This is a genomic window from Streptomyces fodineus (assembly GCF_001735805.1).
In the GTDB taxonomy this organism is placed as follows: domain Bacteria; phylum Actinomycetota; class Actinomycetes; order Streptomycetales; family Streptomycetaceae; genus Streptomyces; species Streptomyces fodineus.
This window is the reverse complement of the sequence record NZ_CP017248.1, coordinates 954,057-977,605: the sequence shown is the minus strand read 5'-3', so window position 1 is coordinate 977,605 and position 23,549 is coordinate 954,057. Positions and strand designations below refer to the sequence as shown.

The window sequence follows — 23,549 nt, the reverse complement described above, 5'->3', positions numbered from 1 at the left end:
ATCGGCCGGCCGGGGCGACTACCAAAAGGTGACGACGAAGCCCTTGCACCGACTGCACTGGCGCATCGTCTTGTTGCCGGTCTCCGCGTCCTGCTTGGACCAGGCGTACGCCTTGGGGCAGTGCTTCTCGATGGCGTTGCTGTAGGCGCTCCGAGCGTCACGGCTGGGGTTCACGCACAGCACCACCTTCCCGGCGGCGTTGTGCACCCGATCGTTCTTGGGGCAGTAACGGAGCAGGCTCTTCTTGCAGCCCTGCTTCGAGCACGAGCCGTTCTGGGTGACGTTCTCGGCGCCCCTGGGCGCAATGGTGATGGGCAGTGAGAACGCGTTGACATAGCTGACGTCGTACCAGGGGGCGTCGCGGTCTTTCATATCAAAGTTGAATTCCGCCAGGCTGACCGGCTGTTCGCCCGTTGCGCATCGCCGGGCGAACCTGCCGCAGTCGCCCACGGCGCAGTGGAACGTACTCCCGGCCTTGCCGGAACACCCCTGGCGGGCAAAGAACTTGCCACGCCAGTGATGGGGCGCGGTGTTCTCCGGGATCTTCACGGTCGCCGACTGCCCGGGCTTCAGCGTGGGCAGCGACTTCAGGCTCTTCGAGTCGCCGTCGGGTTCTCCCCTGTTGACGGTGCTGCCGATCCAGAGCTTCTTGCCGGAGCGGTTGACGAACGTCACCGTGTGGGGGACTGCTGCTGCCGCACCGGTCTCGGGCGAGGCGGTGGTGGGTACGGCACGGAAATCGTCGGCCACGGCAGCGTGCACGGCACCGGCGGTCGCGGCGGCCGGCGCGAGGCACAGGACGGCCGCGACAAGCAACTCACGGAACTTCTTCACTGGTACTCCCTCGACGGTCGCACGGTTCAGAACGCGGTCAGCGTCAGGTGCATGTGCCGGGGCCCGGCGTCCTGGATGTAGGAGGCCCAGCCGGCGACGTCGTCGAAGGCGAAGCCGTAGGCCTTGCCGTTGGTGGTCGCGGCGTGGATGGCCTTGGCGTAGTGGTTGGTGACGGCGGTGTCGTAGAAGGCGCCCGCGTGGGTTGTCGGCTGCTTGCTGTGGTTCACCAGCGTCGAACGGTTGAAGCCGGCGCCCAGGACGGCGGCCACGGGGCCGGTGATTCCGTCGTTGGGAGCGGCGAGTGCCCCGTCGCAGTACAGCACGTCGCGGGTGGAGGGCTTGGCGAAGGACACCGATGCGGGGCCGCTGAAGGTGAGCCTGTGGTCCTTCACCCGGCCGGTGAAGGTTCCGGCGTCCGTCCTGACGACGAGGTTCTTGTTCCGGTAAATGTGCCAGATCTTGTCGATGTAGGCGTCGAAGTAGTGCTGGGGGAACCGGCCGACGTCGAGGCCGTGACTCGGGGCGATGATGCGTCGGTCGCCGACGACCAGGCGAGAGAAGTCCGGGTCGTTCTTCAAGGCGTGGAAGACCTGGGCGCGGCCGCCGTCGCGCAGCCTGCCGGTGCTGTGGTCCTTCGTCCCGTTCAGCCGGATCATCATCGGCACGCTGAACATGTCGACCATGGTGGTGTTGCAGAACATGCCGGACGCGTTGTGGGTGAACTCGACGAAGTCGTGCAGCACGGGGTAGTTGGGGTCGGACTCCACCCAGCCCGCGGGCTGCTGCAGGGCGACCTTGCCGTCCGCGCCCGTGACGGCCTTGAACTTCAGCTTGTGGCCCAGCGCGACGTAGATGCGACCGGACATGAACGGCAGCCGCAGCGTGGTCTTTCCCCGGGCGGCCAGGGGGATGGCGTAGTCGGTGAAGCCGCCCGCGTGGTTGTCGGAGAGCTTGACGGGTGCCAGGGTGCCGCGCCGGGTGACCCGCACCTGCCGGTCTCCCGCGGTGCCCACGATGTACAGGTGGACCGAACGGTTGGCGAACTCTCCACTGTTGTTGAGGACCGTCAGCGGCAGCCCGTGGCCGGCCTCGGCGGCCAGGTCGCCGTCGGAGTCGGCGAAGGCGCGTGGGGCGGCGGAGACGATCGCGGATCCTGCTACGGCGGCAGCGGCCATCGAGCTGAGCAGGCTCCGGCGGGTGAACACGTAGGGGTCGGGCGGGGTCATGCAGGGGTTCCTCTCTCCTTGCACCGTGCGGGACGGAAGACGGGCGGGAACGGGCGCGCACAGGGCACCCCTTGGGATCCGGCGGGAACGGCCACCGGCGACAAGGGACGTTACGCAGCGTGAATTTTTCCGCCAAGTGGTGACAGAAATGACGTGCCGCGAAACGGTGAGGGGCGCGTCACAGTCGGCCGGTCAGCACACCGGAAGATCACAGAATTCACACAAGAACGCCCTCTAGCTTCCTCGCGCCACAAGCGACGGACTCCCGTCCGTCCCAGCGCGTCACAGCTGTGATCACAGAGGGGACATACCTTCCGCGATGTTGACTGAGATGACACGGTCCTCCGTCTCGAGCGCCGTACCGCGCCGACAGGACCCGCCAGCCCGGTCACGGGCAGGACATGAGGCCCTGGTGCTGCGTCTGTTGCGCGAGCACGGTCCGCTGACGCGGGGACAGTTGGGGACTCTGTGCGGCCTGTCCCGCACCACGCTCTACGACGTCGTCGCGGCGCTCATGGACAACGGCACCGTCGTTGCCTCGGTACCGGAGGCGGCCCGGCGCAAGCGGGGCCGCCCGGCGGAGTTACTGGCCCTCAACTCCGCGGCCGGACACGTGCTCGGCATCGAATTCGCGCGACGGGCCGTGCGGGTGGCCGCGATGGACGCGGGGCACGAGATCGTCGGTACCGCGGGGGAGCCGCAAGCTTCCGACACCCCGTGGCAGGACCGTGTCGACACCGCGTGGCGACTGGCGGACGCGCTGACGGGCGGGACGCTGCGATCGGGCGCTCTGAACGGCATCGGCGTGGGGGTGTGCGGACCGGCCGGCTCGCCGGACCGCTGCGCACGGCGGACGCCCCCGCACGACACCGTCGCCGCGCTGGTGCGCGAGCGCTTCGGAGTACCGGCGCTGATCGACAAGAGCACACGGCTGGCCGCGTTGGCCGAGACGGTCTGGGGTGCCGCCGCGGGTGAACAGAACGTGCTGTACCTGCGGTTGTCGCACGGCGTCGGCGGCGGCCTCGTGGTGGCCGGGGCACTGCACCGGGGCGCTCACGGCGCCTCCGGGGAGTTCGGCCACGTCTCCGTGGACCCGGACGGTGTGCGGTGCGCGTGCGGCGGAACCGGGTGCCTGGAGACGGTGGCCTCGGTCGGGGCCGTGCTGGACGCCTACCGCACCGCCGGGGGCGCAGCGGCGGATGTACCGGAGCTGGTGGCCGCGCTGGACTCGGGTGACCGGACCGCGTATGCGGTTCTGGCACAGGCCGGCGCACATGCCGGGAGGGTGCTGGCGGATGTGTGCCATGCCGTGGGCCCGGACGTGATCGTCGTAGGCGGTGAGCTGGTGGAGGCCGGGCCGGCCCTGATGGAGCCGATCGAACGCACGCTGAACACGACCGTGCTGCGCGGCTCGTGCGGGTCGCTGCGGGTGCGTCCGGCCGGGCTCGGTGATTCCGGCGCAGCCCTCGGCGCCATAGCCCTGCTCCAGCAGCACATGAACCACGTGGTGCCCGGGCTGCGGGGGACAGCCCGGGCACCACGTGGTCCCTTGTCGCTCCTCTTGCGGTGAGAACTCGTCCTGACGCGGCCCGTCAAAGTCCGCTGCGTGAGGACAGGGTGACGCTCCCAGGCCACCTGATGACCTGGGAGCAGGAAGGGCTACGGGTGTCCAGCGCTCCAGCAGCCGTCGCCACGGCAGTCCTTCAGGCGGGTCAGCGCATCGTGCAGCTCAGCGAGGCGGGCCCTGCTCAACCGACCTACGGTGTTGTGCAGCTCGTTGGGGTCGGTGCGCAGGTCGTAGTACTCCTTCGCACCACTGTCGTACTCGACGTAGGTGTAGGAAATCGTGCGCATGGCATGGTAGTTCGGCGGGCTGATGCTTTCCCCGCCGTGGTTGTCGGGGTCGTCCGGCGACTTCTTGGCGTGGCGGTGCTCGATGAGGTTGGCGGTGCGCCAGTCGGCGTCCGGTCCGCCGTCCAGGAGCGGGAGCAGGCTGTGCCCGTCCACCCGGGACGACACCGCGGCGCCGCCGATCTTCCGGAAGGTGGGCGCGAAGTCGATGTTCGACACCTGGGCGTTGCTGGTCCTGCCGGCCGCGACCCCCGGACCGGCGATCACCAACGGCACCCGGACGTCGGTGTCGAAGGCCGTCTGCTTCCCCGCCTTGAGCCGGTACTCACCCAAGTGGAAGCCGTTGTCGGAGCTGAAGACGATGTAGGTGTCGTCGGCGACGCCGGCCCTGGCCAAGGTGTCGCGCAGCTTGCCCACCATCTTGTCGACCGCCTGGAGCGACTGCGCGCGCTTGCGGAACTTCTTGTCGATCGTGTTCTTCTCACTCTGGGTCAGTGGGTTCTGCCTGGCCAGCCACGGCGGGGCGTTGGTCGGCAGCCTGTCGAAGGCGGGGCCGTGCGGCGCCTTCAGACCGGGGAAGTCGTGCTTGTCCCGGCGGGCCGGGATGGACGGTCCGTGCGGTGTGAAGAGGGCGACCTCCAGCATGAACGGCTTGTGCGCCGCCGCGGATTTCTTGATGAACGACTGACCCTTCTCGCTCAGGACGTCGGTCAGGTAGTCCTTGGTCTTGTTGCCGTGCGGCTCGATCTTGTGGTTGTGGGCGAGCTTGTAGTCGTACCCCTTGTACCCGTCGCCGACGACGTCCCACTGGCTCCAGCCCGGCGGCACGTACGGCTGCTGTCCGTCGACGGTGGCCTTGGGGTCGTACCCGTTCAGGTACTTGCCCATCATCGCGGTCCGGTAGCCCTTGGCCTTCAGGGCCGTGGCGAAGGTGTCCCGCTCAAGTCCGTTCTTGTGGAAGGCGTCGAAACCGCCGTTCGGTCCGTCGTTGCCGAGGACTCCGGTGTTGTGGGGGTACTGGCCGGTGAAGATGGTCGAACGCGAGGGGCAGCAGAGCGAGTTGCTGACCACGGCGTCGTTGAACGTCATGCCCTGGGACTGAAGTTTCCGCACCTGAGGCATGTACGGCAGGAGGTTGGAGGACATGTCGTCGGTGAGCACGAAGACGATGTTCGGTCGTTGCGCCGCGGCTGCGGCCGGCTGCGTGACGGAGGTCGTGGTCGGGGTGGTGACGGCGGCGCTGGTCGTCGCCGCACCCACTCCGCTCTGGGCGGCGAATACCAGCGCCGCCACGCCGACGATCCGTGTCAGCAATTGACGAGTGCGAATCATGCGAGCAGCGTGCCAGCGTGATTCCGCAACGGTCAATATCCGATTGGCCTCGGCGGAATTATTCCGGAGTCGAGGCGAATTAGTCCGGCACCGGACGCCTTGCGACCGCTTCCGTCGTGGCTGCATTCTCAATGCAGTGCGTGTGCCGAGAGTCGGAGGGAACCGGCAGAGAGGAAACCGGGCGGCCTTGGAGGTGGTCAGCGGGATGGGCGCAGGAAGGTGGCGCTGCCTTCAGGTGTGGAAGCGAACGTTTCAAAAGGGCGTCCACACGCTCCATCTACCGTCTTCATCGGGAATCACGCTGAACGCTCACCTGAGCGGTCGGATGGGAATCCGCGGGTACCTGGAAAGGGTTGAGGAAAAAGAGACGTTTCTGCTCCCCGACGACGTGTGCATCATCCCTCCGGGGCTCGGCCGGACGCTGATCGTCACACCGAAGGGAGACGAGCCCGCGACGATCGCCTCCCTGACCGTCTCACTCGAGACGCTGCACCGGTTCATCGGCGAGGAGGACCTGCAGTCACGCGTTTCGCAGCTGCGGGACAGGTATCCGGCCATGCGGTTCGACCCGGTTCTCGCAGCGGTGGTGAAGGCGGTCGCGGCCGCGAACGAGGTCGGCGTGGACGACCTGTACGCGCAGTCCGCGGCGCAGTTCATCGCCGCCCATGTCCTTTCTCCGCACATCGCAGGTTCGGCGAAGTCCGCCGGGACTCTGAATCCGCGGCAACTGGAGACGATTCTCACGTACATGCGGGAGAACCTCGGGCGACCCGTCTCGGTCGACGACCTCGCGTCCCTGGTCTCTTTCAGTCGCTTCCACTTCGTACGATGTTTCAAGGCCACCACGGGTTCAACTCCGTATCGCTACCTCACCGAACTCCGGATCGACCTGGCTCGCAAATATCTGGAGAGCGGCAACGACACGATCGCCCGCATAGGTCAGCGCTGCGGATTCTCCGGGCCCGAGCATTTCTCGCGGAGCTTCCACCGAATCATGGGGTGCACGCCGTCCCAGTATCGGGCGACGCGTGCCTGAAGCCCCACGGAACTCGAACGGTGACCAGGGAGCGTGTGTTCCAGGTGCAAAGGACTTCCAGGAACGGGCCTGCGCGCTGCGACACTTCCGGCGCCATGTGGCGGCCGTCACGCGCCACCCATGGTTCAGCCCCGCACCGTCGCTGAGGACTACGGTCGGATGCTGTTCGGCCCGGAGTCCGGGGCCCCACCGATGCTGTGATCGGATCCCTCCGGCAAGACTCGTTCAACGCGGCGAAACCGAGGTGTGCATGGCAGGCAAGCCCAGGCGGATGCTGGTCGTCGACGACGACGCGGCCTCACGGCGGTTCCTGGAGCGAGGACCCAGGCTGAACGGATTCCCGGTGGTACTCGCCGACGGCGGTCACGCCGGTCCGGCGGAGGCCCGCACCGACCGCCCCGACCACAACGGCATCGACGTGTGCCGGGCTCCGCTCGCCGACCGCGACGACATGCCCGTGCCGATGCACTCCGCACCGGACGGCGTGGCCGACCGGGTGGCCCGTCCGCAGGAAGTCAGGGACGAGAACTCCGGCACCGTCTTCACCCGGGAGCGGCCGCTGGACCAGGTGACGCTTCCAGCTCGGCCCGGCCTGCCGCGGAGCTACGACCTCCGGGTCCGCGGCGCGGTGGACACCTGCCTTGACCATCCGCGAAGCGAGGCGAAAGCAGGCGGCCGGCCCCGGATCGCGCACACCCTGCGCGGAGCCGGCTTCGTCCCGCGCACGGAGGGCGAGGACCGGCACACCCAGGACGCGTCGTGAAACTCTCCACCCGCATCGCGCTCGCGGTCGGCGCGAGTGTGCCCCTGCTGGTCCTCACCTCCGGCTGGCTCCTGGTGCACCTGGTCACCGGCGACCTGCGCGCACACCAGGACGATCAGCTGCGTGCCCGGGCGACGGTCGTCGCCAAGAACGCCAAGGCCTACCTGGACGTCGCCGGGACCGACCACCCGCTCCTGGAACGGGTCCGGCGGCGGCGACTGGTCAACTCCGCGCGGGACGTGGGCGTCCGGCTGACCATACCGGGGGGCACGATCTCGGCGGGCCCGCAGCCCGACCCGTTCCCCACGCTGCCCCGCAGTGCCCCGGACCCGGTCACCGTGACCTGTGACGGCAGGGACTGGGTGGTCCTGTCGCTGCGCGTCGGCGCCGCGAAGGAGGGCACCACGCCGAATCTGTGGCTGCTGTCACCGGACACCGCCGAGGACGAGCTGTCACTGGTCCGCCGACGTGTGCTGACCGGGGCGCTGCTGGCGGCGCCACTGGCCGGGGTCACCGCCTGGGCCATCGCCGCCCGGGCGGTTCTTCCACTGCGGCGGCTGCAGCGGCGTACCAGCGGTCTCGACCCCCGGACGAACTCCACACGCCTGGAACACACGCCGTCCCGTGTCGCCGAGGTCGACGACCTGGCGTGGACGGTGCAGACCGTGCTCGCCCGCTACGACGAACAGGTCGCACGCACCGGGGAAGCACTGGCCACCGCTCGCGCGTTCGCCGCGACCGCCTCCCACGAGCTGCGTACCCCCCTGATGAGCATGCGCGCCAACCTCGACATCCTCACCGACCATCCCGATCTCGACCCCGAGGACCGGATGGAGGTGCTCGGGGATCTCGGGCGCGAGCACGCCCGGCTGCTCGGGCTGCTGGTGATGCTGAAGGCACTCGCGCAGGGTGATCTGATCGAGGCGGACGCCTTCACGTCGCTGGATCTCGCGGAGCTCGTGGACGCGGCGGTCTGCGACCTGCGGCGTACGCACCCCGACGCCGACGTTTCCGTGCATGCCGCCGCGGAGGTGCGCGTGCACGGCTGGGAGCAGGGCCTGCGCTCGGCGGTGGACAACCTGCTTGTCAATGCCTGGACCCACGCCCGTGCCGAAGACGGCGTCGCCCACATCGAAGTGACTCTGCGCTCGTCCAGCGATCCGCACCAGCCGGCCGCGGTGCTCACCGTGGACGACCACGGACCTGGCATCCCTCCCGAACGCCACGAGGAAATCTTCCAGCGATTCCGCCGGGGCCCGGACAGCCCCGGCTCCGGTCTCGGCCTGACCTTGGTCGCCCAGCAGGTCGCCCTGCACCGAGGCCGGATCACCGTGCAGGACCGTCCTGACCGCCGCCCGGGCACACGCTTCGAGGTACGGCTGCCGGCCGCCACCGTCCGGGACGTGGAGCACACCCTGCCACTACTGCACCGGGACTGGCTGACCAGTACTGTCGGCGATCCTCCGGATCCCGTTCGGACTGCCCCTGATAGGGCTTCGCCCGGCGGCCCGCGACGATGAGGCCGTTGACATCATCACTGCCACGGACCCGCGGAGTTCGGTCTCCTGCCGGCACCTCACCGCGATGGTTCCGAGGGCCGGCCATCAAGAGCCGCGGCTGCTCCGAGTGAATCGCGTACAAGGCGCCTGACCGGCAAAAGGACCGGGCAGGCGCCTCTTCTCGGCCTCTAGAAGAAGCCGAGCTTCTTCGGCGAGTACGAGACGAGGAGGTTCTTCGTCTGCTGGTGGTACACGCCTCACAACGCCCCGGGCGTTCGGCATGCGATCACTGGCCCCCAGGGTCAATCGGCTCCCGAGGGCAGCATCGACTGACAGCGCCATGCGGTCGATCTATCCGCGAGGCCGGGCTTTACGCGGCGACCACACAGCTCGCCCCTGCCCTGACTACCTGTCAGCAAAGTCAGCATTGGGTCAGCATTCGTCCGGCCAAAGCGGCCTTCAGATGCCCACACGTTGGAAACGCGGACGCCCTCGGAGGTGTCCGTGCGGCACCATCCGATGGCCCAGCGGCCACAGATACTCTTTGCGAGGCGGGCGGCGAGATCGTCTCGAACGTACCTGACCGGAAGACCGGATATTCCCAGGTCAGCGCGCCCTTCCGCGTGGTTTCAACGGCGCCGGCGGCAGCTCGGGTGCTGGCAGCGGAGCCCCGTCGTAGCCCTTCACCTCGCCGAAACGAACCCCCTTCATCCAGTCCTCGCGAGCCTGTACGATCTCCTCCTGGGAGCGGGCGACGAAGTTCCACCACATGATCAGCTCTTCCGCGAACGGCTCGCCGCCCAGGAGCATGATTCCCGCGTCCGACTCGGCGCGCAGCGGTAGTTCGGAGCGGCCGCAGCCGAGGTAGAGCAGGGAACCGGGCAGGACCGGGACGCCGTCCACATGGACCTCGCCGGACATGGCCAGTACGCCGTACTCGAAGTCGGGCTCCAGCGGCAGCCGTACGTCGGCGCCCCGGGTGAGGGCGAGGTCGGCGCCGACGATCGGGGTGAACGTCGTACCGGGCGAGGCCGAGCCGTCGAGGTCGCCGAGGATCACCGTGGCGGTCAGGCCGGGCGCGGTGACCGTGGGCAGGTCCGGGTGGTACTCGAACTTCGGCTCGGTGTGGCGGTGTTCGTCGGGCAGCGCGACCCACAGCTGGGCGCCGTGCAGGAAGCGGGCGTGCGGACGCGGGCTCTCCTCGGAGTGGCTGATCGCGCGGCCCGAGGTCATCAGGCCCAGCTCCTTGGGGCGGATCGTCTGCAGACTGCCCGTGGAGTCGCGGTGCAGCACCTCGCCCTCGTGCAGCCAGCTGACCGTCTGCAGCCCGATGTGCGGATGCGGCGGCACCTGCATGCCGGGCTCGTCGGCGATGTCGTCCGGACCGTAGTGGTCGACGAAGGCCCACGCGCCGATCATGCGGCGGCCGAGGTTCGGCAGCAGCCGGCGCACCTCGGTCGACTCGCCCAGCCGCACATGACGGGGGCTCAGCAGTTCGCGGACGGGTTCGGCGACGACGAATCCACGGCCACCGCAGACACCGGGCACGGGCGCGCGGTCAAGATTGCTCATGGCGCCCAACTTAGCGGGGCGGATGGCGTACCGGTGAGTGCGGAAACGCCGATTTTTCCCTGGTTGAGTCAATCAACTGACTTGCATCTGGGGAAGGTCCACGGCGTCCACGGCGTCCACAGCGCCCACGGCGTGCGGGCCGCGCACACCGCTCCCGGCGGGGCCGAGCGGGCCGGGCCGCGCCGGCGCAGGTACGCGTGGTCGACGCAGGGGGGCGGTCGGCGTCGGCGATACGAGCCCCGGTGTTCCGCCCGCCCACCACGGCCTGGTCGGCTGACGACCAGCCGGGCTCACGGGCGTGGCGCGCTCGGGGACGGCCCCGGTGTGGACGGGCCGGCCGGGCTTGGGACCGGGGAAAGTGTGCCGGTGGTCGTCGGGTGCGGGACGTGGGCCGGTTCTGCCGGGCGGGGCCGGCCGCCGCGCAGCGTGAAGAACACCAGCGCGGCCACGGCGGCCAGCGCCAGCGCGCTCACCACGGCCCGACGCAGCAGTACGCGGCGGGACCGGACCACGGCCGTCGGCGGTTGGACATCTGGTCGAAGTGGAGGCCTCCCCCGTTATCTTCTTCGCGGTCCTGCAAGAGGACCGCTGGCCTCCGGGCCCGGCATGGCTGGTCCCCCCTGTCGAAAGCATGACCTGGGGGGTGGTGCCACCGGGCCCGAGAGGCGCCGTTGGAGACGCTGATGAGAGGTCCGACTACCGCCTGGCCCGGCGCAACGCCCGGCCGCTTGCGGGCGGCAGGTCTGCATAACGTGGATGCGCGCATACGACGCCAACGCCCTGGCCAGCACCGCACGAACCCCCCTCTGGAGGATGGGTTGGACGACATCGACGACGTGGGCGTCTTCCTCGGCCTGGACGTCGGCAAGAGCGCCCATCACGGGCACGGGCTGACCCCGGCCGGCAAGAAGGTCTTCGACAAGCAGCTGCCCAACAGCGAGCCGAAGCTGCGGGCCGTCTTCGACAAGCTGGCCGCGAAGTTCGGCACCGTGCTGGTGATCGTGGACCAGCCCGCCTCCATCGGAGCACTCCCGCTCACGGTCGCCCGGGACGCCGGCTGCAAGGTCGCCTACCTGCCCGGCCTGTCCATGCGGCGGATCGCCGATCTCTACCCGGGCGAGGCGAAGACCGACGCGAAGGACGCCGCGGTAATCGCGGACGCGGCCCGGACCATGCCGCACACCCTGCGCTCGCTCCAGCTGACCGACGAGATCACCGCCGAGCTGACCGTGCTGGTGGGCTTCGACCAGGACCTGGCGGCCGAGGCGACCCGCACCTCCAACCGGATACGCGGCCTGCTCACCCAGTTCCACCCCAGCCTGGAACGCGTCCTCGGCCCGCGCCTGGACCACCCCGCCGTGACCTGGCTGCTGGAACGCTACGGATCCCCAGCCAGCCTGCGAAAGGCCGGTCGCCGCAAGCTCGTTGAGGTGATCCGGCCCAAGGCCCCGCGCATGGCCGCCCGGCTGATCGACGAGGTCTTCGACGCGCTCGACGAGCAGACCGTCGTGGTCCCGGGCACCGGCACCCTCGACCTCGTGATCCCCTCCCTGGCCCGTTCGCTCGCGGCCGTCCACGAACAGCGACGAGCCCTGGAAGCACAGATCGGACAGCTGCTGGAGGCTCACCCTCTTTCCGCGGTCCTGACCTCGATTCCGGGGGTCGCGGTCAGGACCGCCGCCACCTTGCTGGTCACCGTCGGCGACGGCACCAGCTTCCCCACCGCCGCCCACCTGGCCTCCTACGCCGGCCTCGCCCCGACGACCAAGTCATCGGGAACCTCGATCCACGGCGAACACGCGCCCAGAGGCGGCAACCGGCAACTCAAGCGGGCGATGTTCCTGTCCGCGTTCGCCGCCCTGCACGATCCCGCCTCCCGCACCTACTACGACCGATGCCGGGCCCGCGGGAAGACCCACACCCAGGCCCTCCTCCGTCTGGCCCGCCAGCGGATCAACGTGCTGTTCGCCATGCTCCGCGACGGCACCTTCTACGAACCCAGAACCCCACGCCTCGCTTGACGAAAGACATAGAGGCACCCCCCCGACAGACGCCCTACCCCGACCCCGGCCGCGGTTGCAGGCCATGACCGCATGACCGAAGAGTTTTCCGCGCCCGCCCCGCCCGCCCCGACGGCCCGCCCCGCCCGGCCCGACGGCCGGCTCTTCAGGCTCGGCCGTTGCGGCCCGGCTTCTTCAGCCCAGCAGCTTCAGCAGTGCCTCCGCGACCGGGCCCGCGGAGGCCGGGTTCTGCCCGGTGATCAGGTTGCGGTCGGTCACCACGTGCGGCGCCCACGGCTCGCCCGCCCGGATGTCCACGCCCGCCTCGGTCAGCCGGTCCTGCAGCAGCCACTTGGCCCGCTCGGCGAATCCGGCCTGCCCTTCCTCCTCGTTGGTGAAGGCCGTCGCCCGGTAGCCGGCGAAGGCGTTGGTGCCGTCGGCCCGGACCGCGGCGAGCAGCGCGGCCGGCCCATGGCAGACCACGGCCAGCGGCTTGCCCGAGCCGAGCGCCGCCACGAGCAGCCGGCCCGAGTCGGCGTCCACGGCCAGGTCCTCCATCGGGCCGTGCCCACCCGGGTAGAAGACCGCGGCGAAGTCGTCGAGGTCCACCTCCGCGAGCTTGACCGGCGTGCGCAGCTCGGTCATCTCCTCCAGACCGCGCTGGACCTTCTCGGCGTTCTCCTGGCCGCCGTTGACCTCGGGGGCCAGGCTGGCCCGGTCGACCGGCGGCACCACACCGCCCGGCGTGGCGACCACGATCTCGTGACCGGCGGCCGTGAGGGCGCGGTAGGGGACCACGGCCTCGTCGGCCCAGAAGCCGGTCGGGTGCGGGGTGCCGTCGGCGAGCGTCCAGTGGTCGGTGCCGGTCAGCACGAACAGGATCTTCGACATGGGTTCCATCTCCCGGAGCTTGGGTTTCCGACACAGAACGTAGGCGAGGCGAACCATAGGCAACCAATGAAACACCGAATGCCTGATATTGGATCTCCTATGGGTAGGAAGGAATACCGGCCGGTGAATACTCGGACGCGTGGAGAACGCTTCCCTCGATCTGAACCTGCTGCGCACCTTCCTCGCGGTGTACCGCTCCGGCTCCTTCACCGGCGCCTCCCGGCTGCTGGGCCTGTCCCAGCCGACGGTGACGACGCAGATGCGCGCGCTGGAACGGCAGACCGGCCGGGAGCTGTTCGAGCGGCTGCCGCGCGGCGTCGCGCCGACCCCGGTCGCCGACGAGCTCGCGGCCCGGATCTCCGCGCCCCTGGACGAGCTGGCCTCCGTCGCCGGACCGACGTCGCCGGCCGGCGCGCGCCGCGAACCGGTTCACTTGGCCGGTCCGGCCGAACTGCTGTGCACCACCGCCCTGCCGGCCCTCGCACCCCTGGTCGCCGAGGGCGTACGGCTGCGTGTGTCGACCGGGCTGACCGATCCGCTGCTGGAGGAGCTGCGCGCGGGCCGCCACGACCTGGTGATCGCCACCACCCGCCCCCGTGGCCGTACCCTGCACGCGGTTCCGCTCAGCGACGAGGAGTTCGTGCTCGTCGCCGCGCCGGTGTGGGCCGAGCGGCTGGCGGACCGGCCGGAGGCCGAGGGACCGGCCGCCCTGCACGACGTCCCGCTCGTCACGTACGCCGAGGATCTGCCGATCGCCCGCCGCTACTGGCGGCACGTCTTCGGCCGGCGCCTGTCCCGCACCGCCGCGGTGACCGTGCCCGACCTGCGCGGAGTGCTCGCGTTGGTGGCCGCCGGGGCGGGGTTCGGCGTGCTGCCCCGCTATCTGTGCCAGGACCTGCTCGACTCCGGCGCGCTCGTGGCCCTGCTGGATCCGGAGGACCCACCGATCAACACCGGCTTCCTGGTCCAGCGCCCCGGCGTCTGCGACAACCCGGACGTGACCCGGGTCCGCACGTTCCTGCTCCGGGAGGCGCGCACCTGGTAGCCGCGCCGTGCGCCGCGTCAGCCGTCACCGTCGCGTGAGGTTCCGCCCCGGGTGGTACGAACCCTGGTGGCCGCGCATGGCACCGATCTGCCCGTCACCTGTGCCGGATGGTACGAGCCGGCAGCCGCCGCACCGGGCCCCGACCCGCCGCCACCGTCCTGTGCGCAGCTCGTCTCCGTCACGTGGTGGCGGCCCGCGGACCCCCCGTCCACTCAGGCGCCAGCACCGACCAGATCTCCTCGTCGTGCCGCTCGCCCCGGTACAGGTAACTCTCCCGCAGGACGGCCTCCTTGCGCATGCCGAGCCGCCGTGCGACCGCGATGCTGGGCGCGTTCCCCGACGACACCCACCACTCCACCCGGTGGATGCCGCGCTCGCGGATCGCCCAGTCGATCAGCAGGCGTGCGGCCCGGGTCACCAGACCCCGCCCCACCGCGGCCGGTTCCAGCCAGCAGCCCGCCTCCGCGGTGCCCTGCGCGGCGTCGAACCGGCGCAGGATCACCGCCCCGACCAGCGTGCCGTCGAGCCGGATGCCCCGGATGAGCCCCGCGTCGTCCGCCTCCTTGCGGGCGTACGCCGTCAGGAACGACCTGGCGGACGCCACGTCCGTGACCACGTCCGGCAGCCCGTTGAACCGCCCGATGAACTCCCGGCCACGGTCCACATGGGCGAGAAACTCCTCGGCCTGCCAGGGCTGCAGGGGGCACAGCTCGGCGCCGTCGGCACCGAGGGAGGTCGCGTACATGGTCACCTTCGGCTGATCGGATGGGACATCTGGTACGCCAGCCTACGATCGGCACCCTCGCCGAGGGCGGTGAAGGCCTCGTCCCATTCCATGAACTCCAGCCGCGGTGAGCGCCGTTGGACGCACAGGGCGGGCTCTGCCACCGGTGTCTTCCGTCGCGATCACGACTGTGTCGCCGGCTGTCACCGTGTCAGGGTAGTCACCGGCGAGCGATGGACGGCCGGTCGACGTTGACGGGGGTAACCATGCACATGGCGTTCCTGCTCGGCACGGGGGCGTTCTGGACGGCGGCCTATGTGCTGCTGATCCGCACAGGCCTGCGGGAGCGTACCTTCGGGATGCCCGTCGTCGCCTTCGCCACCAACATCAGCTGGGAGTTCACGTTCGCGTTCGTGCGGCCCCCGTCCGGCGTCGCGCACGTCGTCAACATCGTCTGGTTCTGCTTCGACCTCGCCGTGGGCTACACGCTCGTACGCTTCGGACGGTCCGAATTCCCCTACCTGCCCGACGGGTTGTTCCTGCCCGCCCTCGCCGTGCTGCTCGCCTTCGCCTATCCGGGCATGAACTACGCCTCGGAGCAGTTCGACGCGGGCGGCGGTGCCACCACCGCGTTCGGCAGCAACCTGGCGATGTCCGGCATGTTCCTCGCGATGCTCGCCGCCCGGCGGAGCACGCGCGGTCAGTCCCCGGGCATCGCGCTGACCAAGCTCCTCGGCACGGCGTGTGCCTCCCTGTCGATGCTCACCGACCCCGATCGGGTGCCCCGGCACGACACCGCCCTCATGTACTACCTCTACATCGGCTGCTTCCTGCTCGACCTCGCCTATACGGTCGCCCTGTTCGCCGTACGCCGTACGAAGGGGCCCGTTCGTCCGCGCGCCATCTGACATCGTTGTCCCTTCACCCAACGGCTATAGGCACCCGTCGAAGTCCGTCACCCCCTCACACGCCGGACGCCCGACGCACCCCCGGCACCCCTCACACACCGGTCGCCCGACGCACTCCCATCACCGCCTCAGACCCCCGTCACCCGCCGAACGTCCCCGCCCCCTCCTCCGCGAACGCGATCGCGTCCGCGTGGCCGAACAGGCCGGGCAGGCCGCCCGTGTGGACGAACACCGTCTTCTCGCCCGGCCGGATGTCACCGTCCTGGACGGCAGCGTGGAGGCCGGCCAGGGCCCGGCCCGTGTAGACGGGGTCGAGGACCAGGCCCTCGGTGCGGGCCGCGAGCCGGAGCGCCTGTGCCGCCGGTCCGGTCAGGGTCGCGTACCCGGCGCCCACCTGGTCCCGGCGCACCCGCAGCCCCTTGGCCGTGACCTCCTGCGTCGCCAGCGGCGCCGCGAACTCCACGACCGCCGCGGCCGGGTCGGTCAGCGCGCCCACGTCGACGCCGAGCACCGAGCCCGCGCCCAGGGCGGCGACCAGGCCGGCCATGGTGCCGCCCGAGCCGAGCGCGACCACCACCGTCCGCAGCTGGGGTACCTGTTCGTCCAGTTCCTCGCCGCAGCGCACATACCCCTGGGCGCCCAGCACACCCGACCCGCCGAACGGGATCAGCGCGGGCCGCGCACCGCCCGCCCGCAGCCGCGCGCACACCTCGGCCGCCGCGGCGTCAAGACCCGCCCGGTCCACCTCGCCCGCCCAGGCCAGCCGCGCCCCGAACAGGCCGTCCAGCGCGAGGTTCCCGGACCGCGAGGCGCCCGGCGCGCCCCGCAGCACGAGGACGACGTCCAGGCCCAGCCGGGCACCCGCGGCGGCGGTCAGCCGGGCGTGGTTGCTCTGCGGGGCGCCCGTGGTCACGAGCGTGTCCGCGCCCTCGGCGAGGGCCGCGCCCACCGTCCACTCCAGCTTGCGGATCTTGTTGCCGCCCCCGCCGAGACCGGTCAGGTCGTCCCGCTTGATCCACAGGTCCCCGGGTTCGAGCCCGAGCGCGGCGGCCAGCCGGGGCGCCGGTTCGACGGGGGTGGGGAAGGTGCCGAGCGGTACGGGGGAGTGGCTCATGGCGTACGTCCTTCGGTGCGGAGCGGGCGCGGATCGCGGTCGTCGCGCACCAGTCGATCACACCGGCAGCAGCCGGGCGATCAGCGCGCTGAGCTGACGGGCCGTACGGCACTCGTGCATCTCCACCAGCTCGGCGTAGGCGGGTGCGGCCGAGTCGCCGGTGCCCCACTGGCCGCGTGACTCGGGGTTCAGCCAGTACACGCGGCGGGCCCGCCCGGCGACCTCCCGTACCGCGGCCAGGTTCGGGTCGCTCATGTTCGTCCGGGCGTCCCCGAGCACGAACACGGTCGTCCGCGGGCCCACGGCGTCGCCGTACCGCTCGGCGAACTCGCCCAGCGCCACGCCGTAGTCGCTGCTGCCGTGCCAGCCGGTGAGCGTGGCCTCGGCGCGGATGCGGGCGCTCAGCCCGTCGGGGTCGGCGCGGCCGTGGCCGAGCAGGCTGGTCACCTCGTCCAGCCGGTTGACGAAGGCGAACACCCGGACCTTGCTGAACTGGTCGTGCAGCGCCTGCACCAGCAGCATCGTGAAGTCGGAGAAGCCGGACACCGAGCCGGACACATCGCAGAGCAGCACCAGTTCGGGGCGGACCGGGCGGCGCCGGCGCAGCACCGGCCGCATGGGAACCCCGCCCGTGGACAGCGAGGAGCGCAGGGTGCGGCGCAGGTCGATCGTGCCGCGCGCGGCCCGGCGCCGGCGCGCGGCGAGCCGGGTGGCCAGCTTGCGCGCGAGCGGCTGAACCGCCCTGCGCAGCTCGGCCAGTTGGTCCCGGTTGGCGAACAGGAAGTCCACCCGGTCGGACGTCGGCCTGACACCGCGCCGCGCGATCTCGTCCCGGCCGCGCCGCTCGGCGACCCGGCGCCGAGCCTCCGCCCCGACCATCCGCCGGAACTCCTCGATCCGGTGCCGGATCTCGTCGTCCAGCAGCCGGTCCGCGAAGCCGGCCCCGCTGCCCTCCCGGCCCCGGACATCCGCCCGCACCCGGGCCAACAGGGTCTGCGGACGCAGCCGTTCGAGCGTCTGGTACGCCGAGAAGCCGTCGGAGCCGGGTGAACTGCCGTATCCGCCGAGGCCGTCGACCGCCTCGGCCGCCAACTGGGCCATGCCGGCCTGGTCGTTGGCGGCCAGAGCCTCGGCCAGCCGGTCGCGCAGCTCGTCCCGGTCCGTGCCGGGGCCGTGCCGGCCACCTACGGTGCGCGGGAAGTACAGGTCGAAGACCGGGTCGAACACCGCGCGCTGCCCCGGGCCGTGCAGCAGCGTCGCGGCCAGCCCCTCGCGCAGCAGCTCCCGGTCGGCGAGCCCCAGCGCCTCCACCGCGCGGGCCGCGTCCACCGTCTCGCCGGTGCCGATCCGCACGCCGTGTGCGCGCAACGCCCCGACCAGCCCGGTGATTCGCTCGGGGACCGCAGTCACAGCGCGTCCAGGTCGAGCTTCGCCGCCGCCTTCTGGATGTCGTCCTGGTGCTTGAGGATCACCCCGAGACTGTCCCGTACGACCGTCTCGTCCAGCGTGTCGGCGCCCAGCGCCAGCAGGGTGCGCGCCCAGTCGATGGTCTCGGCGACCGAAGGCACCTTGCGCAGGTCCATCGCGCGCAGCGCCCCGACCACCCGTACCACCGACTCGGTCAGGGCCGCGCCGAGGCCCGGCACCTTCAGCCGTACGATCCGCCGTTCCAGCTCCTCCTCGGGGAAGCCGATGTGCAGGAACAGGCAGCGGCGGCGCAGCGCCTCGGACAGCTCCCGGCCGGCGTTGGAGGTGAGGACGACGAACGGGCGCCGGGTCGCGGTGACCGTGCCCAGCTCCGGCACCGTGATCTGGAAGTCGCTGAGCACCTCCAGCAGCAGCCCCTCCATCTCGACGTCGGCCTTGTCGGTCTCGTCGATCAGCAGCACCGTCGGCTCGTCGCCGCGGATGGCGGTCAGCAGCGGGCGGGGCAGCAGGAACTCCTCGCTGAAGATGTCGGTGCGGGCCTCGTCCCAGCTCTCGTCGCGGCCCGCGCTGATCCGCAGCAACTGCTTGGCGTGATTCCACTCGTACAGTGCCCGGGACTCGTCCACGCCCTCGTAGCACTGCAGCCGGACCAGCCGGGCCCCGGCCACCTGGGCGACGGCCTTGGCCAGCTCGGTCTTGCCGACCCCGGCGGGGCCCTCCACCAGCAGCGGCTTGCCCAGCCGGTCGGCGAGGAACACGGTCGTGGCGACGGCGGGCGAGGCGAGGTAGCCGGTCTCGGCGAGGCGGGCGGAGACGTCGTCGACGGACGTGAACAACGGGGCCTCCGGTGGGTCGGGAGTGGGATCGTGACACCTATCTAAGCGCTTGTTCAGCGCCTGTGTCACGAGGATTCGGCGGAGCCGGCCGGGACGACGAGCGATATACACCGATCGGTTTCAATTCGTCCGCGGCCCCGGTTAGCCTCGCTGCATGGCCTCCACAGACAAGGTGTCCCCGCGCGACCGGCTGCTCGACGCGGCGGCCCGGCTCTCCTACCGCGACGGCGTCTGCGTCGGCATCGAGGCGCTGTGCCGGGAGGCGGGCGTCTCCAAGCGGTCGATGTACCAGCTCTTCGACAGCAAGGACGCGATGCTGGCCGCGAGCCTGGAACGGCGCATCCCCGGGTACGACGCCCAGCTCACGCACCCCGACCCGCAGGCCGCGACCCCGCGCGAACGCATCCTCCACGTCTTCCAACGGCTGGAGCGGGCCTCCCTGGACGCCGACTACCGCGGCTGCCCCTACCTGGCCGTCCTGGTGGAGCTGAAGAACCCCGGGCACCCGGCGACCGTGGTCGCCCGCGCGGTCAAGGAGCGCCTGGCCGAGACCTTCCGCGCCGAGGCGGCGCGCGGCGGCGCGCGTGACCCCGGCCTGCTCGCCCGCCAGCTCCTGCTGGTCTTCGACGGCGCCAGCGCCCGGGCCGGTGCGAAGGTGGAGAACCTGGGGGACGGACTGGCTACCGCGACCGTGACGGCGCTGATGGACGCGGCGGGGATGGACTGAGCGGATCGGGGGCGAGAGGCTCCCCTTCGGGACACTGCCCCACCCTTACGGGCCAGCCCAACGCGCCGCCCCCTCGCCCACCCGGTCCAATGAAACCGTGACCGCGCCCCCGGACGACTGCCTCGCGCGCAACGAGTGGATCTGCGGCGCCTATCTGAGCACCCGCCGCCAGATCCTCCTCGACGCGGTGGTGCAGCACCTCCAGCTGACCTCCCTGTCGGTCCTCATCGGCCTGCTCATCGCGCTGCCGCTCGCGGTGCTGGCCCGCCGCTGGGGTTGGGCGGCCGGGCCGGTCCTCGCCGTGACGACGATCCTCTACACCATCCCGTCCCTGGCGATGTTCTCCCTGCTCCTGCCCCTGTACGGCCTCTCGGCCACCCTCGTCGTCGCCGGTCTGGTGCTGTACTCGCTGACCCTGCTCGTACGGAACCTCCTCGCGGGCCTGCGTGCGGTCCCGCAGGAGACCCGGCAAGCCGCGCGCGGCCTCGGCTACGGCCCGATCCGCCTGCTGCTCGCCGTGGAACTGCCCCTCGCCCTGCCCGCCGCGATGGCCGGACTGCGCATCGCCACCGTCTCGGCGGTCTCCCTGGTGACGGTCGGTGCGATCGTCGGCTTCGGCGGCCTCGGCAACCTCATCTACGCGGGCATGAACACCTACTTCAAGGCCCAGGTACTCACCGCGTCCGTGCTGTGCGTGCTGATCGCCGTCGCCGCCGACCTGCTTCTGCTGGGCGTGCAGCGGCTGATCACGCCGTGGACCAGGGCGGGCCGCGCACGGGCGCCCGCTGGACGAAAGGGCCCGCGTATGAGGGTCTCCCGGGCGAGGGCGGGGCGCGTATGAGTGCCTCCCGAACGGAAGCGCGGCGCGCATGAGCACGCTCGCCGCGACCTGGCACTGGCTCACCGACCCCGCGCACTGGTCGGGCGACGACGGCGTCCGGCACCGGCTGCTGCAGCACCTGGTGCTCACCGTCGTCTGCCTGTTCCTCAGCTGCCTGATCGCGTTGCCCGTCGCGCTGGTCCTCGGCCACCTCGGCAAGGGCGGCGCGCTCGCCGTCAACATCTCCAACGTCGGCCGGGCCGTACCCACCTTCGCCGTCCTGGTCCTGCTGCTCCTGACGCCGGTCGGCAGGTGGGGCGAGGGGCCCACGGTGGTGGCCCTGGTGCTGTTCGCCGTACCGCCGCTGCTCACCAACGCCTACGTCGGCATGCGGGAGGTCGACCGCGGCGTGGTCCAGGCGGCCCGGGGCATGGGGATGACCGGGCGGCAGATGCTGCTGCGAGTGGAGCTGCCCCTCGCGCTGCCGATGGTCCTGAACGGGGTGCGGATCGCCGCCGTCCAGCTCGTCGCCACCGCCACCATCGCCGCGCTCGCGGGCGGCGGCGGCCTCGGCCGGATCATCACCGCCGGTTTCAACCTGGCCAGTACGCCGCAGGTGGTCGCGGGCGCCCTGCTCGTCGCCGTGTTCGCGCTCGTCGTCGAGGGCGTCTTCGAGATCGCCGAGCGGATGGCGCCGGGGTGGGTACGGGGCGGCCGATGACCGGCGCCGGTACGGGAGCCGGGCGGCCGATGAGACGAGCCCTCCAGACGCTTGCGTTGCTCGCCCTCACCGCCTGTTCCACCGGGCCGTCCCTGGAGAGCCGCGGCCAGGTCACCGCACCGCCGGGCGACAGCCACCACCTGACCATCGGCTCGGCCGGCTTCACCGAGAGCGACCTGCTCGCCCAGATGTACGCCCAACTGCTGAACCCGGCCGGCTACAAGACCTCGATCCTCACGGTCGCCAACCGGGAGCTGTACGAACCGGCGCTGGAGTCCGGCCAGATCGACGTCGTGCCCGAGTACGCGGCCACGTTCGCCGACTGGCTGAACGCCAAGACCCACGGCGCCGGCGCGAAGCCCGTCGGCTCGCCCGACCTCGCCGCCACGATGAGCGCCCTGCGCGCGCTCGCCACGCCCCGCGGACTCACCGTCCTGCCGCCCGGCCGGGCCCTCGACCAGAACGCCTTCGCGGTGACCGCCGCCTACGCCCGCCGGCACGGCCTGAGGACTCTGAGCGATGTGGGCGCCGCGAGGCTGAAGGTGCGGATCGCGGCGGGCGACGAGTGTGTGCAACGGCCCTACTGCGAACCGGGGTTGAGGAAGGTGTACGGCATCGACATCACCGGGGTCGACCCCAAGGGCGTCGGCACCACCCAGGCCAAACGGGCGGTGCAGGAGGGCCGGGACCAGATGGTGCTGACCACCACCACGGACGCCACCCTCGACTCCTTCGGCCTGGTCCTGCTCACCGACGACAAGCACCTGCAGAACGCCGACTACGTGGTCCCGGTCGTCAACCGCTCCCGCGCGGGCAGCGAGGGCGTGGCGAAGGCGCTGGGCAGGCTCAACGACGTCCTCACCACCCAGGACCTGAGCCGGCTGAACCAGCAGGTGGACAGCTGGCGCCGGCTGCCCGCCGACGTGGCCCGCGCTTATCTGAAGGACAAGGGCTTGCGGAAGTGACCGGGCTCAGGCGTCCGCCACCGAGTCGAACGGGACCTGCCCGCGCGCCACGCCCCGCGCGTCCGCGTCCACCGAGCGGCGCAGCGCCTCGTGCAGCTTCGCCGGGGTGAGCACACCGAGGAAGTGCGCGCCGTCCAGCACGGCGACCCACCCGGCGTCGTACTGGAGCATCACCCCGAACGCCTGCTTCAGCGGCGCGCCCACCGGCAGCCAGGCGGTCATCCGGCGGGTGCGGTCCCCGACCGTGCCGCCGCGTGCCAGCTCCTCGATGCCGACCCAGCCGTGCAGATCGCCGTGCGCGTCGAGGACGACGGCCCACCGCGCCCCCTGGGCCCGCAGTCGCCCGACGGCGTGCGCGGCGGGTTCGTCCAGCCGGGCCACGGGCGGCTGTTCCAGGTCGTCCGGCTCGATCGCGGTGACCGACAGCCGCTTCAGCCCCCGGTCGGCGCCCACGAAACCGGCGACGTACGAGGTCGCGGGCGCCCCCAGCACCGCGCCCGGCGTGTCGAACTGCTCGATCCGGCCCTGTCCGTAGACGGCGATGCGGTCGCCGAGCCGCACGGCCTCCTCGATGTCATGGGTGACCAGCAGCACCGTCTTGCGCACGGCGGCCTGCATCCGCAGGAACTCGTCCTGCAACTGCTCGCGCACCACCGGGTCGACCGCGCCGAACGGCTCGTCCATCAGCAGCACCGGCGGATCCGCCGCGAGCGCCCGCGCCACCCCGACCCGCTGCCGTTGCCCACCGGACAGCTGCTCCGGATAGCGCGGCCCGTACGTCTTCGGGTCCAGGCCCACCAGATCCAGCAGCTCGGCCGCCCGCGCCCGCGCCTTCGCCCGCTTCCAGCCGAGCAGCGCGGGCACGGTCGCGGTGTTGTCCAGGACGGTACGGTGCGGGAAGAGGCCCACCTGCTGGATGACGTACCCGATACGGCGGCGCAGCCGCACCGGGTCGACGCCGGCGACGTCCTCGCCGTCGACGAAGATCCGGCCGGAGGTCGGCTCGATCAGCCGGTTGACCATCATCATGGTCGTCGTCTTGCCGCAGCCCGACGGGCCGACGAGCGTGACCAGCTCGCCCTCGGCCACCTCGAAGGAGAGGTCGTCCACGGCCGTCGTACCGTCCGGATACCGCTTGGTGACCTGCTCGAACCGGATCATGTCCTCACGCTAGCGGGACCGGTCGGAGCACGCTCGGCGACGAGTGAGACGAGGATCATGGCCGGAACCGGCTTGGATCAACGCGTCTGACTGTGA

The 23,549-nt window shown here is 71.0% G+C and carries 21 protein-coding genes; 11 read left to right on the top strand and 10 right to left on the bottom strand.

Translation table 11 applies throughout. From position 1 onward, the window contains the following. Positions 1-18: 18 nt before the first annotated feature. A complete protein-coding gene (locus BFF78_RS04290) occupies positions 19-834 on the bottom strand; it encodes a thaumatin family protein (protein WP_227025700.1) in 816 nt (271 codons plus the stop codon). A gap of 26 nt (positions 835-860) precedes the next feature. Then, positions 861-2,060 (bottom strand): beta-1,3-glucanase family protein, encoded by a 1,200-nt coding sequence (locus BFF78_RS04285; protein WP_069777028.1) that lies wholly within the window; start codon positions 2,058-2,060, stop codon positions 861-863. Positions 2,061-2,379: 319 nt separating this feature from the next. Between BFF78_RS04285 and BFF78_RS04280 the strand changes: the two genes are divergently transcribed. Continuing rightward, complete coding sequence (locus BFF78_RS04280) at positions 2,380-3,630, top strand: ROK family transcriptional regulator (protein ID WP_335755305.1); 1,251 nt, start codon at positions 2,380-2,382, stop codon at positions 3,628-3,630. 89 nt (positions 3,631-3,719) lie between these two features. Here the strand turns inward: BFF78_RS04280 and BFF78_RS04275 are convergent, their stop codons facing one another. Then, complete coding sequence (locus BFF78_RS04275; RefSeq protein WP_159032937.1) at positions 3,720-5,243, bottom strand: sulfatase family protein; 1,524 nt, start codon at positions 5,241-5,243, stop codon at positions 3,720-3,722. A gap of 193 nt (positions 5,244-5,436) precedes the next feature. On the opposite strand from BFF78_RS04275, the gene BFF78_RS04270 reads away from it, so the two are divergent. The 3 genes from BFF78_RS04270 (at position 5,437) to BFF78_RS04260 (ending at position 8,562) form a co-directional block, all read left to right on the top strand. Next, entirely contained in the window at positions 5,437-6,279 is an 843-nt protein-coding gene (locus BFF78_RS04270; RefSeq protein ID WP_227026108.1) for an AraC family transcriptional regulator, read from the top strand. Positions 6,280-6,529: 250 nt separating this feature from the next. Beyond that, a complete protein-coding gene (locus BFF78_RS04265) occupies positions 6,530-7,042 on the top strand; it encodes a response regulator (RefSeq protein WP_079161133.1) in 513 nt (170 codons plus the stop codon). Next, positions 7,039-8,562 carry a sensor histidine kinase gene (locus tag BFF78_RS04260; protein WP_069777024.1) on the top strand — a complete coding sequence of 508 codons (1,524 nt, stop codon included), beginning with the start codon at positions 7,039-7,041 and terminating at the stop codon, positions 8,560-8,562. Before BFF78_RS04265 ends, BFF78_RS04260 begins: the two co-directional genes overlap by 4 nt. Before the next feature lie 585 nt (positions 8,563-9,147). Here BFF78_RS04260 and BFF78_RS04255 read toward each other — a convergent pair. Next, a complete protein-coding gene (locus BFF78_RS04255; protein ID WP_069777023.1) occupies positions 9,148-10,113 on the bottom strand; it encodes a pirin family protein in 966 nt (321 codons plus the stop codon). An 818-nt stretch (positions 10,114-10,931) separates the two neighbouring features. Here BFF78_RS04255 and BFF78_RS04250 point away from each other — a divergent pair. Further along, on the top strand, positions 10,932-12,134 hold the full coding sequence (locus tag BFF78_RS04250; RefSeq protein WP_069776535.1) for an IS110 family RNA-guided transposase: 1,203 nt from the start codon (positions 10,932-10,934) through the stop codon (positions 12,132-12,134). Positions 12,135-12,308: 174 nt separating this feature from the next. On the opposite strand, the gene BFF78_RS04245 is transcribed toward BFF78_RS04250, so the two are convergent. Beyond that, entirely contained in the window at positions 12,309-13,004 is a 696-nt protein-coding gene (locus BFF78_RS04245; RefSeq protein ID WP_069777022.1) for a type 1 glutamine amidotransferase domain-containing protein, read from the bottom strand. Positions 13,005-13,143: 139 nt separating this feature from the next. On the opposite strand from BFF78_RS04245, the gene BFF78_RS04240 reads away from it, so the two are divergent. Beyond that, positions 13,144-14,049, top strand: a complete 906-nt coding sequence (locus BFF78_RS04240) for a LysR family transcriptional regulator (RefSeq protein WP_069777021.1) — start codon at positions 13,144-13,146, stop codon at positions 14,047-14,049. A gap of 178 nt (positions 14,050-14,227) precedes the next feature. Here the strand turns inward: BFF78_RS04240 and BFF78_RS04235 are convergent, their stop codons facing one another. Next, positions 14,228-14,794, bottom strand: a complete 567-nt coding sequence (locus tag BFF78_RS04235; protein WP_069777020.1) for a GNAT family N-acetyltransferase — start codon at positions 14,792-14,794, stop codon at positions 14,228-14,230. A 245-nt stretch (positions 14,795-15,039) separates the two neighbouring features. On the opposite strand from BFF78_RS04235, the gene BFF78_RS04230 reads away from it, so the two are divergent. Continuing rightward, positions 15,040-15,681: a transmembrane-type terpene cyclase gene (locus tag BFF78_RS04230; protein WP_069777019.1), complete on the top strand. Its 642-nt coding sequence runs from the start codon at positions 15,040-15,042 to the stop codon at positions 15,679-15,681. Between the two features lie 139 nt (positions 15,682-15,820). On the opposite strand, the gene BFF78_RS04225 is transcribed toward BFF78_RS04230, so the two are convergent. From BFF78_RS04225 to BFF78_RS04215, 3 genes are read right to left on the bottom strand one after another with little or no spacing between them, the layout of a single operon-like run. Beyond that, positions 15,821-16,795, bottom strand: coding sequence for a D-cysteine desulfhydrase family protein (locus BFF78_RS04225; protein WP_069777018.1), 975 nt, complete (start codon positions 16,793-16,795; stop codon positions 15,821-15,823). Between the two features lie 57 nt (positions 16,796-16,852). Then, positions 16,853-18,205, bottom strand: coding sequence for a vWA domain-containing protein (locus BFF78_RS04220; RefSeq protein WP_069777017.1), 1,353 nt, complete (start codon positions 18,203-18,205; stop codon positions 16,853-16,855). Next, entirely contained in the window at positions 18,202-19,059 is an 858-nt protein-coding gene (locus BFF78_RS04215; protein ID WP_069777016.1) for an AAA family ATPase, read from the bottom strand. Before BFF78_RS04215 ends, BFF78_RS04220 begins: the two co-directional genes overlap by 4 nt. Positions 19,060-19,213: 154 nt before the next feature. Between BFF78_RS04215 and BFF78_RS04210 the strand changes: the two genes are divergently transcribed. The 4 genes from BFF78_RS04210 (at position 19,214) to BFF78_RS04195 (ending at position 22,292) form a co-directional block, all read left to right on the top strand. After that, complete coding sequence (locus BFF78_RS04210; protein ID WP_069777015.1) at positions 19,214-19,786, top strand: TetR/AcrR family transcriptional regulator; 573 nt, start codon at positions 19,214-19,216, stop codon at positions 19,784-19,786. 97 nt (positions 19,787-19,883) lie between these two features. Continuing rightward, the gene (locus BFF78_RS04205) at positions 19,884-20,627 is read left to right on the top strand and encodes an ABC transporter permease (protein ID WP_069777014.1); all 744 of its coding nucleotides are present in this window, start codon (positions 19,884-19,886) and stop codon (positions 20,625-20,627) included. A gap of 28 nt (positions 20,628-20,655) precedes the next feature. Next, on the top strand, positions 20,656-21,327 hold the full coding sequence (locus BFF78_RS04200) for an ABC transporter permease (protein ID WP_069777013.1): 672 nt from the start codon (positions 20,656-20,658) through the stop codon (positions 21,325-21,327). Positions 21,328-21,356: 29 nt separating this feature from the next. Further along, a complete protein-coding gene (locus BFF78_RS04195; RefSeq protein WP_069783372.1) occupies positions 21,357-22,292 on the top strand; it encodes an ABC transporter substrate-binding protein in 936 nt (311 codons plus the stop codon). Between the two features lie 6 nt (positions 22,293-22,298). Here BFF78_RS04195 and BFF78_RS04190 read toward each other — a convergent pair whose 3' ends face one another. Then, a complete protein-coding gene (locus tag BFF78_RS04190; RefSeq protein WP_069777012.1) occupies positions 22,299-23,453 on the bottom strand; it encodes a betaine/proline/choline family ABC transporter ATP-binding protein in 1,155 nt (384 codons plus the stop codon). Between the last annotated feature and the right edge of the window lie 96 nt (positions 23,454-23,549).